The following is a 12,704-nucleotide window of genomic DNA, read 5'->3' on the forward strand; positions in this document are numbered from 1 at the left end:
AACAGTTAAGCTTTTGTGCAAGAGCCGCACAATGGCGATCGGCATTGTCCAACTCCCACAAATCCTCTGTTCGAGTCAGCCTTCTCACCAACTTAAGGTAGCGCATATGACACAGCAGCATCCGCCAGCTCCTCGCCCGCCCGTACCCGGAGCTCCCCCACTGCCAGGAATACCTCGCCCTCCAGCTCCAGGGATGCCCCCCAGAGCAGCAGGAATGCCGCCCGCACCGCCGCCCGCACCAGCACCAGCACCAGCACCAGCACCGCCGCCGCAATCCTTCGCCACACCTAAAAACCCGATTTCTAGCAGCGGCGGAGTTCCGAGTTTGAAAGAGCTAGTAATCCGAGCCAAAGAAGAAGGAGTATCCGACCTTCACCTCGGAGTAAACGAAGTTCCCCGCTTCCGCACGCGGGGCGAGATTGCCGACATCGGCTATCCACCGACCGATTTAGATACGTTTTTTGGCTGGTTGCGGGAGTGCATGAGCGATGAAGAAATTGAAATTTTCCAAAAAACCCTAGACTTTGACGGCGCTTTCGACTTCGGCTTCGTCCGCATTCGGATCAGTTGCATGGACTCCTTGGCGGGCCCGGCAATGGTGCTGCGGCTAATTCCTGCCAAAATAATGACACTGGAGGAATTGAAACTGCCGGAGGTCTTTAGAAAAATATGTGGATACCACAAAGGGCTGATTTTGGTAACAGGCCCGACAGGTTCGGGCAAATCTACCACCTTGGCTGCGATGATCGACTACATCAATAAGCATAAAGCGTACAACATCATCACGATCGAAGACCCGGTAGAATTCGTACATGAAAGCAAAAAATCCTTGATCAAGCACCGGGAAGTTGGCAGGCACACCCTGAAGTTTATGAACGCTCTCAAAGGCGCTCTGCGGCAAGACCCGGACATGATGCTAGTAGGAGAAATTCGGGACAGAGAGACAGTGGAAATCGCCCTCAAAGCCTCTCAGACCGGTCACTTAGTTGCAGGAACCCTGCACACCAACAGTGCGATTAAAACTCTGAACCGGATTCTGGATATGTTCGGACCGGAAGAACAGGAGGCCATACGGGTTTCAATTTCCGAATCCCTAGTGGCAATTATTGCTCAACTGCTGTGCAAAACCACAGACGGGAAGCGGGCTGCTTTCCACGACGTTTTGATCAATACCGACGTGGTTAAGGAATACATTCTGAAGGGCCAGAATGAGGAAATCAATCAAATCATGATCAAAGATACTTATGAAGGCATGACGACGATGAATAAGTCGCTCTACGGCCTTTATCAAGAAGGTCGGATTACTGAAGAACTTTGTGTAGAGAACTCGCCGTTCCCGAACGAAATGGCTCAGATGCTCCGAGGTCGAGTGTAAAGGTCGAGTGTTAACAGTTAAAAGTTAACAGTTAAGTGTTAACTTTTAACTTTTATTGGTGTAGTGAATTGAAAGTCGATCGCCCGATTTTGCCAGAAATTTTCAAAGGTATTGCGCTGTTTACACCAGGGGGAGACTTAATCTATTGCATAGACCCCCACAAGCAAACTCGCTGGCATTTGCAGTTGTGCGTAGCTCTACAGGAGATCCTCGGTTTGTCGGAACCGCCGCATTTTCTGATACCTTGCTACACGGCAACCGTTGACTCCTGGCTCGATCCAGGCGATCGGCAGGTGCGGGTTGCTGCCGAGGCTTACCCCCCGGTGCTGCGACATCAAACGCTGCTGAACGCCATTTTTGGGACTGGCGACTTAGTGTGGCATCCCCGGAGCGAAGAAATGTGCGAACCGATGGCGATTGCTACTTATCACGAAGAATTCCCCGAACTTTGGGAAAATCACGACTTAGTTGTACAGTATGCCAGCCCCGAAGCTCGATCGGACTGGAGCACTTCGATCGTAACTTCATTGGGCTTTCCGCCATCGCAGCAGGCTCGGCTTCCTAAACCAACAGCACTTACCCCACCGCCACAAACTCAAGGGTACGTTTTGCGTCTGTTTGTTTCCGGCAGCAACCCCAGCACCGAACGCACCCTCGAAACTTTACACCAGTTTTTAGAGCAATGCCTCGATCGTCCCTACACTTTAAAAGTAATTGATGTTTTGAAACATCCAGACCAAGCTGAGGCAGATCAGATTTCAGCAACTCCTACTTTGATTAAAATCTGGCCGAAACCGGTGCGACGAATTGTCGGGGAATTGAACGATGATGAAAAAATAGTGCGGCTGCTGAGCTATTCGGAATTTTAGATAGGGTCGAGGATTTTTGCGATTATTTACTACTGGCGATCGCATTTTGAGTAGCCCTGGAATTAAGAACATCTAGCAATTAAGTCCTGGACGCAAAAAGTGGTTGGGCGTTCTACTTTATCGGTCAGGTATTCTTGGGTCGTACACCCTAAATATAGAGGTTCTGCATCCAGCACTCAATTGCGGGTAAGGCAATGCACTCACCGGGAATAATTAGGGTAACTTACTTGCCTGAAAAATTGTGGTAAGGTGCGCCGAAGAGCACCCTACTTTACCACCATCAATCTGGCAATCAGGAGAATTGAGAACCGTGCCTGATGTCAAAAAGGTCGATCGGTTTACTCAGGCAAACAAACATCGGGAGGGCACAAACTGAGGAAATCCAAAGTTGTGACTTCCAGCGTATCCAACTCTACTCTCCGAATTACATGATTGTTCGTATCAGCAACAAACAAATGAGGCCCGATCGCACTCAACCCTGAAGGTTCAAAAAATCGAGCCTTGAGACCTTTAGCATCAACCAAACCTGCTGTACCATCTCCAATCATTGTTCTGCACGTACCGCCCCGGTGGTCGATCCGCTTAATTTTGTGATTGTAAGTATCAGCCACCCAGAGGTAATTTTGAGCGTATTCAACACCCAAACAGTGCTGCAACCTCACCTCATCACCGCGACCATCTTTATCCCCAAAACCAAACAATTCACCGCTACCGCAAACAGTTCGCACCTTCGGGTCTTCATCTATACCCACAGCACGAATCGAACTAATTTCGCTGTCGGCAACAAACAACTCCGATCGATCCGTAGCGAGGCCGCTGGGCTGAGAAAAAGCAGATTCTGCAAGACTTCCGTCAACACAGGATTCTCGGCCAATACCCGCATAAGTGCCGATCGTGCCAGTGTCTAACTGCATTTCCCAAATTTGGTGGGAACCCGCCATTGCAATAAAAAGCCTATTTCCAACTCTTTCTAAATCCCAAGGCGAATTTAATTGCGTTTCTAAACCCTTGCCGCTGCGGGGTGAAATTTCGTGACTTTGTTCGCCCGTACCAGCAATTGTTTCTACCCGTTGAGTCGTAAAATCAATCTTTCTGAGAGCATGATTTTCCGTATCAGCAACATATAGAATTTGACTTTCTGCATCAAAAGCCATACCTTGAGGTGCAAAAAACTCAGCCTCTTCAAAGTCCCCATCAGTTAAACCCGGCTTGCCACTACCGATGACGTGCAGCACCTCACCTTCGAGGGTGCTGACAACAATCCTATTGTGGCCGGAATCGGCAATAAATAAGCAAGAACCGACTAAGTTTTGTATGACTGAATTAGCAGGTCCTGGCAATACAGTTTCATCTACAGATTCATTTTCCTGAGTCATTTCGCCCAAAAGCGCGACCTGTTGGTGAAGCTGTTTTGCCTCCGTTGCAGCGATCGCAAATGCCAGCACTTTACCGGGAAAAGCCAGGGGTGTTGATACAGGTTTGCGCTGTTTTTCTAAGCGAAAACTGAGTTGTTTAAAGTTGAGTGCATTTTTATCTTTGTATTCAGCAATTAGCTTGCCAACTAACTCGTCAAGTGCTTCTCTATTGCCTTCGCCGGAAACAAAGCCAACGACATAACTTTCAGGATCGATCACCATTAAAGTCGGCCAAGCGCGAACAGCGTAGCTTTGCCAAACTTTCATGCCGCTGTCAACGATTACCGGATGTTCGATATCGTAGCGGAGGATAGCTTGGCGGATGTTTTCTACTTCTTTTTCGTTTTCAAATTTAGCCGAGTGAACGCCGATAACCGTGAGGGAATCTTTATATTTTTGTTCGAGGTATTTTAAGTCTGGGAGGACGTGCAAGCAGTTGATGCAGCAGTACGTCCAGAAGTCGAGGAGGACGACGCGCCCTTTTAAGGATTCAATGGATAAAGGTTTCTCGGTGTTTAACCAGGGGTAGTTTCCGGGGAATTCTGGTGCTCTGACGCGAGGCATGGCATCTCCTGGGTAGTATGTGAATGATTTTTTTACTTCTTTAATTTAGCGGGAAGTTTGGCAGGATGGGAAGAAAGCTGATTAAATCAGGGTTTTTGGAGACAGCCAAGATGGCTGTGGCACAAGAGGGGGGTCACGGCGGATGTTAAAACAGACACAGAGTCAAAACGGTTTTTGCTTTTATAAATTACATAACCAACGACAAATAGATGCAACTTGATTCTCCTCATTCAGATTGGCAGCATTAGTGAGAGTCCCGTTTTCCAGTTGATGCCAAATTTCACCCGCCATCCTTGTCGCCACCGCTGAACCCACAAAGAAAGTCAGAGGTGAATGTCCAACCCGGAAAAAAGCTTCGCGTATGCGATTTAGTGCCGCTTGTGCCGTTTTCCAATGCTCATCTGCACCTGCAGGATCGATTCCGCCTTTAAGTTCGCCCAATGCAATAACATAAGGTGCCACCATAGATGGGTCAATTGCGCTGGATTGACTGGCTACCAACTCCGTCGGGGCAAGATTAAATAAACATAAATCCACATTGCTCCTGACTAGCGGAACAGTTAGGTTATAAATCAATGTGCGATTACCCAGCTCGCTCTCCCAACTTATCCCACGTAAAGACAACTCAATTTCTGTGTCATCATTTGTCATGGATATCCACTTTTTTGTCTTTGAGTGTTGCCAGTAATATCTCTTACCAGCAATAGTGAGAGTCGAGAGGATAGCACGAGTTAGTTTTCTTTGTGCCAATGCTCCGCCAACATTACGCATTGAGCCACCAAGCGTGTCACCACGAGTCAGTAGAAATCTAAAGACCAATTCCTCCACAAAATTTGTGCCTGCTGGCTCAAGAAAATTCCTGATTAGACCATTGATAGCTTCAATTTTATCATTTGGCATCAAATGAGCAAGAGACTTGTCCGATAATCCTGCCGCAGTCAACAATCCCATTTCAATGCCCTTAACATTTAACAAATCAGCAGGACTGTCAGCTTGACCAGCAGCTTCTTGAAGTGCTCTTGCTTGGGCGACGTAAGGTGTAGCGCGTCGATTTTTTTCAAGGGCAAGTGCAACAAAACCCGCACGAGTGTCTTCATAGGTTGTGACAAGATTGTCACTGGATTGAAGATGGTTACGATAAACACACATAGGTTTCGAGTTATTGTTTTTTCCATACATAAACGCACTTCCTCAAAGGAGCGCGTCCATAATTTCCCATCTGTTGACTACTATTCCCCTTATCACCTGGTAAGACGAGAATATTTTCAGTAATAAAGCCTAGTTTTTCAGCAAAATCAGAAAGAATCATGTCCACTGAAATGCTTATACCTGCGTAGCGCACATTGTCATTAACCATAAACAAAAATGCCCCAGGTTTAAGGATACGAAAGCTTTCTTGTATTACGCAAGCCATTTCATAGAAATATCCTCTTACCATTCTGGGTATACCATTATTATTCAATACGCCCTGTGACTTTTGGCTGTCCAAATATCTTAAGATAGCCTGCAACAGAGTTTGCGAATTAGCAATACTTAAAGCTACTTCCCAATCCTTATTGATAGCCAACAAATTTTTTGGGTGGTTCTCGACCGTACAACTTAGCATTTCCTGACGCAGATTAATTAATTCCTTTTCAGAAATTCCTAGTAAAGCTAGCTCTAGTGCATAGGTGCGAGTATAGTCATATCGATTACAGTAGGGTGGAGATGTGATGATTGCATCGTATGTAGAGTCCGGCAAATCGGGCATTATCTCCAGACAAGAACCTTGATGCAAATTAATTTTGCCTTGATTATTCTGAGTTTGAAAAAGCTCCAGTTGTTGTGTAGGAGGTTCTAAGTCGTTAACAAGTTCATTAAATTTTTGGGTAATAGCTTGACTGAACTCAAGAACCTCACCTTTATTGAAGGACTTCTTTGACTGTCCATGACCAGAACGGTAATCCCAACGAAGATACTGTCCATCTTTGCGTGTATAGCTTACGGATTCTAAAACACACAGTAAAGTAAAGATTAAAACTGATTGAACCTTCGTATTTTCTTGATAACAAGCTCCAAGATATTGCTCAATAGCTCTTTTAGTTTCTTCGGAGTAAGCCCCTTTAGTGATTCTCAATTCTGGCAGAGTGACTGGGTTTTCAAATTGTTTCCATATTTGCAAATTAAACCATGTCTTTAGCCGCTGAAAATCATCAATAGTGAAGGCAGTGTCTAAAAGAATTTTGGTATTAATTATATGTTGACCAATAGGTAATAATTCAATCCCCTCACCATCTATTCCCAAGTCGCTAGCAGCAAATAAAGCAGTTCCACTACCTGTAAAAGGATCTAAAATTTTGCCTTGAATGACTTGATATTTTTGGAATAAGAACTCTACCAGAGAAGCGGAGAAAGCTTCCTTATACTTGTACCACCTATAAATGGGTCTAGTTTTGTTAGCCTGAAAACTAACCAAAAGTCGGGTAAGCGAGGGCTGGACTACAAACTTGTCTTGAAAGCGATCGTGTAATTGCCTGTCAAGGTTATCAATCTCTCCCAGAAAGTCACTTTCCACTTCAGAGGCCATGTTGGAGATGCTTGACATATTTACCATGACTACAAATTATTAAATAACTAACTGTCGATCGTAGTATACCAGTATCTCCAATCAAAGAACGGCCAGATGTCGCCACCCTGGTTAATTCTCTCTGATGAACCAGAGAATTAACCGCTTCAGAAATTCGCCCCTCTTGCTGAACCCCAATTTTATCCTGGGTTTTCCCGGCTGTTATGTTCCAGTATCACCAATACACCGTTAATTTTTTTGTGGCCGATCGCACTTGCGATCGACTTAACCACACAAAATCTAACAGCAACCGCCGCCATTATAATGCCAAGTCGAATCCGTAATTAACACCTTATCGGGCATTAATCCCCCCAACTTCCCAGCAGTTTTATCGCAGACAGCCGCTGGAACTCCCCGCTGCAAAACGTGGCCTGCCCCGTCATCAAACAGCTCTTCAGAACCCGTATAAATCGCCGTCTTGCCAGTGAAAATGCAAGCTCCGTCATCCGGTACATCCACTTTGAAAGACACCGAATCCAGGCTTTCTAACAGCAAATCCGCATCCAATTGATAATTGTGTTTGTCCAGCAATCGGTAAGGCCTTCTCGCCCGCACTTCCACTTGCCCAAAACCAACGTCTACAAGGTGTTGAACGTATTCTGCGTATGTCAGAGCACCGGACAAACACAAAGCCCGCAAGCGTTGGTCTTCCTTCAAATGCTGCGGAATGGGTCGAGTTGCGATCGGATCGCTCATCAACAATCTGCCACCCGGTTTTAACACCCGATAAGTCTCTTTTAATGCTTTAGCTAAATCCGCTGGTTCAAAGATATTAAACAAGCAGTTTTGGGCGACAACATCTACAGAAGCATCCGGCACCGGCAACGCAAAAGCATCGCCTTCACAAATTTCTACAAAACTCGGATCAAACCAATCATTTTCGTGGGCGGCTATTTGCAGGTTTCGGGCAGCCGCATCTCGCATTGCTGCAACCGGATCGACGGCAATAACCGCTCCTTTATGTCTAGAAAAATATGCAAATTGTAGTGCTTCCAATCCGCCGCCGACGCCTACATAAAGCACGAAGGGATTGCCGACAAGTTCGGCGGCGTGAACGGTTGTGCCGCAGCCGTAATTCATTTCTTGCATTTGTTCGGGAATTTTTAATCCCGGCAATTGCAAGGGACTGCTTTGGACGCAGCAAAGTCCGATTTGGGGTGTTTCGGCAACATCACTGTAGAATTTGGCTGCTGTTTCGAGGTAGGTCATTTTTTAGTGTCCTTTAATGTTTAACTGCAGATAGAGCAAGGGCGAAACGCCGATGCCACGAAGCCCAGAAATATTTTTTTAGGTGGCAAATTCGACTTTTTGTTCGGATTTGGGCGGATTTTCGGGTTCGGAAACAGTTGTTTTGGGATCTGCTAATTCGGTGGTTGGCTGGCTAGGAGTTTCAGCGGCAACTGGTGGCGTTGGCGGTACAAGATTGGGAGACTCTTCTGGTATCGCGGGAGCGACTACTTTTGGTACTGGAGCTTTTCCTGTTATTTCTGGGAGGGTTGGTGGCACTGAAGGATTAGCAGGTTGGGGTTCTTCACGCAAGAAGTTGCGGAACCGATTGTAGTATCCTTTATATTCCTGTTTTTTTGTTTGGGGAGATGCTGTTGGGGTAGGTTCTATTATTTTAACTGGTGCAACAACTTTCGGGGTTTCTAACTGTGGAGTTGCTGTCGGTGTTGGTTCTATTACTTGAACTGGTTCTACAATTTTTGGCGCTTCCAGTGGGGGGGTTGCTGTCGGTGTCGGTTCTATTACTTGAATTGGTTCTACAATTTTCGGCGCTTCGAGTTGGGGAGTTGCTGTCGGTGTCGGTTCTATTACTTGAATCGGAGCAACTTCGGGAGCGACTGTTGGCTCTAACCTCGGTTGGGTAACAGGGGTTTCTGGAACCGCTGGTGAGGGTGGGACAACTGGTGTTTTTTCTAATGCAGGTGTCGGTGTCGGTTCGGGGGTTGGGGTTGGTGTCGGTTGGGGGGCTTGGTAGGTGCGATCGACTATACCGCGAGTTTCTGCTGCTGTTAGTTCGCCCCGCACTAATTTAGAAAGAGGATCTTGGCCGAGCGGTTGGAAATTTATCAGTCTGACTGTATTATTAAAGGCGTTTTTGACGATATTTCCCCGTTCGTCAATTAATTCTAGCTGTACCCAGTTTTTCCCTGGTTTGAATCCTTTAAGATATATAGGTTGCCACTGGTCGATCGCAAAGCTTTGGCCGTTGACTGTGGCTCGAATTTTCCAATCGAGTATTTCATCTTGGGAATTTTCTTGCGCCACTTCGTGGGGGGGGGCATTTGTCAAGTAAAAGTCGAGCAGGATGGGTTCTGCCCCGTAGCTGCCTTGGGGGCTGTTGTACGTTAATAGGGGCAATGTTCGATCGGGATTATTGTCGTCTGTTTTGGTAAAAACGTGAAAGGTGGTTTGAGCTGCGGCACCTTCGTTTTTAAAGCTTTCTTCCCAAGGGCGGGCGGCGAACACCTGCAGGGTATGGGTTCCGGGTTCTAAGTCGGAGAGCGTTAAAGGTTGGTGGATGTCGTAAACTGCTGCATAAGGTTGGTTGTCTAATAAAACTTGCAGATGGGGGCCCAAACCCAAGTTTGCATCTTTGAAAATGGGCAAGTCCTTCACTTGGAACTGAACAGACACATTTATATCCTGAAGCACTTCGTCAGGTTTTGGATTCAAAATACTAATTTGAGGCTGGTAGATTTCTAGAGCCTGACGCAGTTGTTGAATGGCTTCTGGGGGAGAAACCTCTGAGATTCTGTTTACTGGGGCGGTAGCTGAGCCGCTCTTGTTCCCTGATTTGGGCAATTCGGGATGGCCGGCGCCACAACTTGCTAAACCCAAAATTAATACTGCTACTGCGAACAATGCCAGCAGCCTGCCCACAACCGTTCTGTGCCAATTGATCCCAATCACGCAACGATACTCCTAGAAGCCTTCTCATAGGGAACTATAGCCCAAAAATGAATTTAGTATTGGGGAATTCTACCTCATGAATTCCAAAGCCGCGTAGGAAGCCGGATTGAGGCAGCAGCGGGCAACTCATCCTCTCCCACTCTTAATTCCCGCAGTCTTTTTCCAAAACATCTATCTACAAATGAGTATTGCTAAATTACTTTATCTTTGAGTTTTGTAAAGTTAATGGCAGTACCCCTTGACTTTTTCAAGGGACTGTGGGATTTAAAGGCGTTATTACATCAAGAATTGAGCCTTTTTTAAGTATTGTTAACAAGCGATTAATACTCCTCTAGCAAGCTTATAATTCATAAAACTCCCTCAAAAGGAGCAGCCGTATCAAGTCTGAATCAAGGATGCGCTCGGCGGCTCATCTGGAGAGAAGAGTTGGCAGTACCCAGTCACATTGTTAGCGACACTGGGAAACTGGCTTCTTCACAGAAGCAAAATGCTTGGGGAGACGATGCACCTGCGTCTAACTCTGCAAAGAGTAAAGTGCACTGCAGTGTCGGCTTTTTCGAGAATCCCCCGCCTAATCAAGCGTGGGGAGTGTCCGGTACAGTAGTATTCAGTTCTCGTTCCTTGTCTTACCGAGAGGAGAGTCTTCATGACCATTAGTCCTCCAGAGCGAGAGGTAAAAGCTAGGGTAGTAGTCGATAAGAATCCGGTTCCAACTTCTTTCGAGAAGTGGTCAAAACCAGGTCATTTCGATCGCACTCTAGCTAAGGGGCCAAAAACCACCACTTGGATTTGGAACCTCCACGCTAACGCTCACGACTTTGATAGTCATACAAGTGACTTAGAAGACGTTTCGCGCAAAATCTTTAGCGCTCACTTCGGCCACTTGGCAGTAATCTTCGTGTGGATCAGTGGCGCATATTTCCACGGCGCTAAATTTTCCAATTACGAAGCTTGGCTGACAAATCCTACAGCCATCAAGCCCAGCGCTCAAGTGGTCTGGCCGATTTTTGGTCAAGAAATTTTAAATGCAGATGTAGGCGGCGGCTTTCACGGAATTCAGATCACCTCTGGTCTATTCCAGTGGTGGCGCGCCAACGGCATCACTAACTCATACCAGCTATATTGCACTGCGATCGGCGCCCTGGTAATGGCAGCTTTGATGCTATTTGCCGGTTGGTTCCACTATCACGTCCGCGCTCCGAAACTGGAATGGTTCCAGAACGTGGAATCGATGATGAACCACCACTTGGCTGTGTTGTTGGGCTGCGGCTGCTTGGGCTACGCGGGACAGCAAATTCACGTGTCGCTGCCAATCAACGCTTGCATGGACGCGATCGATGCAGGTGCACCGCTGACAGTCGGCGGCAAGCTGATCAAAACAGTTGCCGACATCCCCCTGCCGCACGAGTGGATTTTGACACCGGGCTTGATGGCTGACATCTACCCGAGTTTCGCTAAAGGTTTAACCCCCTTCTTCACCCTCAACTGGGGCGCATACACAGACTTCCTGACCTTCAAAGGCGGTCTGAACCCCACCACAGGCGGTTTGTGGCTGACTGATACAACACACCACCACTTAGCTTTGGCAGTGCTGTTCATCGTCGCTGGTCATATGTACCGGACGAACTGGGGCATCGGCCACAGCATGAAAGAAATCCTAGAGAACCACAAAGGCCCCTTCACTGGTGAAGGTCACAAAGGTCTCTACGAAATCCTGACTACTTCTTGGCACGCGCAACTGGCGATTAACTTGGCACTGATGGGCTCTTTGAGCATCATTGTTGCCCACCACATGTATGCGATGCCTCCGTATCCGTACATCGCGACGGACTACCCGACTCAGCTATCCCTGTTCACCCACCACATGTGGATCGGCGGATTCCTGATCGTTGGAGGAGCCGCTCACGGAGCAATCTTCATGGTGCGGGACTACGAACCGAGCGGCAACGTCAACAACCTGCTCGATCGCGTGATCCGTCATAGAGATGCGATCATTTCCCACCTGAACTGGGTTTGTATATTCTTGGGCTTCCACAGCTTCGGTTTGTACGTTCACAACGACACGATGCGGGCTTTCGGTCGTCCTCAAGATTTGTTCTCGGATACCGGGATTCAGTTGCGTCCGATATTTGCCCAGTGGGTGCAAAACATCCACGCCTTGGCTCCGGGCACAACAGCGCCTAATGCTACGGAAATCGTCAGCCACGCTTTTGGCGGCGGTGCAGTAGTAGTCGCCGGCAAAGTAGCGATGATGCCGATCGAGTTGGGTACGGCGGATTTCATGATCCACCACATCCACGCTTTCACCATTCACGTTACAGTCCTGATTCTCTTGAAAGGCGTGTTGTTTGCACGCAGTTCTCGCTTGATTCCCGACAAAGGCAACTTGGGCTTCCGGTTCCCTTGCGACGGCCCCGGCCGTGGCGGCACCTGCCAAGTTTCGGGTTGGGATCACGTGTTCCTAGGCTTGTTCTGGATGTACAACAGCATCTCGATCGTGATTTTCCACTTTAGCTGGAAAATGCAGTCGGACGTGTGGGGAACAGTATCGCCAGACGGCACAATTTCTCACATTACCGGCGGCAACTTCGCACAAAGTTCGATCACGATTAACGGCTGGCTGCGGGACTTCCTGTGGGCGCAAGCTTCTCAGGTGATTCAGTCCTACGGTTCGGCACTGTCGGCCTACGGTCTGATGTTCCTAGCTGGACACTTCGTCTTCGCCTTCAGCTTGATGTTCCTGTTCAGCGGCCGTGGCTACTGGCAAGAACTTATTGAGTCGATTGTCTGGGCTCACAACAAGCTCAAGGTAGCTCCGTCGATTCAGCCTCGCGCTCTGAGCATTATTCAGGGTCGGGCTGTGGGTGTAGCTCACTACCTCCTAGGAGGAATTGTCACTACGTGGGCATTTTTCCTAGCGCGAATCATTTCGGTAGGGTAAACTACCCCTAGGTTTTGGA

8 protein-coding genes are annotated in these 12,704 nt (G+C 47.5%); 3 read left to right on the forward strand and 5 right to left on the reverse strand.

Annotated features, from left to right (window positions below; all coding sequences use genetic code 11):
* Positions 1-106: 106 nt before the first annotated feature.
* A complete protein-coding gene (locus NDI35_RS23300) occupies positions 107-1,375 on the forward strand; it encodes a type IV pilus twitching motility protein PilT (protein ID WP_445314819.1) in 1,269 nt (422 codons plus the stop codon).
* 68 nt (positions 1,376-1,443) lie between these two features.
* A complete protein-coding gene (locus tag NDI35_RS23305; RefSeq protein WP_445314820.1) occupies positions 1,444-2,244 on the forward strand; it encodes a circadian clock KaiB family protein in 801 nt (266 codons plus the stop codon).
* Between the two features lie 338 nt (positions 2,245-2,582).
* On the opposite strand, the gene NDI35_RS23310 is transcribed toward NDI35_RS23305, so the two are convergent.
* The 5 genes from NDI35_RS23310 to NDI35_RS23330 form a co-directional block, all read right to left on the reverse strand.
* Positions 2,583-4,223, reverse strand: a complete 1,641-nt coding sequence (locus NDI35_RS23310) for a thioredoxin-like domain-containing protein (RefSeq protein ID WP_445314793.1) — start codon at positions 4,221-4,223, stop codon at positions 2,583-2,585.
* Between the two features lie 180 nt (positions 4,224-4,403).
* Positions 4,404-5,402 (reverse strand): type II restriction endonuclease, encoded by a 999-nt coding sequence (locus NDI35_RS23315; protein ID WP_445314794.1) that lies wholly within the window; start codon positions 5,400-5,402, stop codon positions 4,404-4,406.
* Positions 5,383-6,816, reverse strand: a complete 1,434-nt coding sequence (locus tag NDI35_RS23320) for a site-specific DNA-methyltransferase (RefSeq protein ID WP_445314795.1) — start codon at positions 6,814-6,816, stop codon at positions 5,383-5,385. Before NDI35_RS23320 ends, NDI35_RS23315 begins: the two co-directional genes overlap by 20 nt.
* A 252-nt stretch (positions 6,817-7,068) precedes the next feature.
* Positions 7,069-8,037: an arsenosugar biosynthesis arsenite methyltransferase ArsM gene (arsM, locus tag NDI35_RS23325; RefSeq protein WP_445314796.1), complete on the reverse strand. Its 969-nt coding sequence runs from the start codon at positions 8,035-8,037 to the stop codon at positions 7,069-7,071.
* Positions 8,038-8,115: 78 nt separating this feature from the next.
* Positions 8,116-9,744, reverse strand: a complete 1,629-nt coding sequence (locus NDI35_RS23330; protein WP_445314797.1) for a hypothetical protein — start codon at positions 9,742-9,744, stop codon at positions 8,116-8,118.
* Between the two features lie 646 nt (positions 9,745-10,390).
* Here NDI35_RS23330 and psaA point away from each other — a divergent pair.
* Entirely contained in the window at positions 10,391-12,685 is a 2,295-nt protein-coding gene (gene psaA, locus NDI35_RS23335) for a photosystem I core protein PsaA (RefSeq protein WP_445314798.1), read from the forward strand.
* Positions 12,686-12,704: the final 19 nt, after the last annotated feature.

The organism is Microcoleus vaginatus FACHB-2002 (assembly GCF_040004035.1).
Classification (GTDB): Bacteria; Cyanobacteriota; Cyanobacteriia; order Cyanobacteriales; family Microcoleaceae; genus Microcoleus; species Microcoleus vaginatus_C.

Excerpts from the sequence above, each read along its gene's own strand:
- NDI35_RS23300 (WP_445314819.1), top strand. The coding sequence starts at position 107 with ATGACACAGCAGCATCCGCCAGCTCCTCGCCCGCCCGTACCCGGAGCT.
- NDI35_RS23310 (WP_445314793.1), bottom strand. The coding sequence starts at position 4,223 with ATGCCTCGCGTCAGAGCACCAGAATTCCCCGGAAACTACCCCTGGTTA.
- NDI35_RS23315 (WP_445314794.1), bottom strand. The coding sequence starts at position 5,402 with ATGTATGGAAAAAACAATAACTCGAAACCTATGTGTGTTTATCGTAAC.
- NDI35_RS23320 (WP_445314795.1), bottom strand. The coding sequence starts at position 6,816 with ATGGTAAATATGTCAAGCATCTCCAACATGGCCTCTGAAGTGGAAAGT.
- arsM (WP_445314796.1), bottom strand. The coding sequence starts at position 8,037 with ATGACCTACCTCGAAACAGCAGCCAAATTCTACAGTGATGTTGCCGAA.
- psaA (WP_445314798.1), top strand. The coding sequence starts at position 10,391 with ATGACCATTAGTCCTCCAGAGCGAGAGGTAAAAGCTAGGGTAGTAGTC.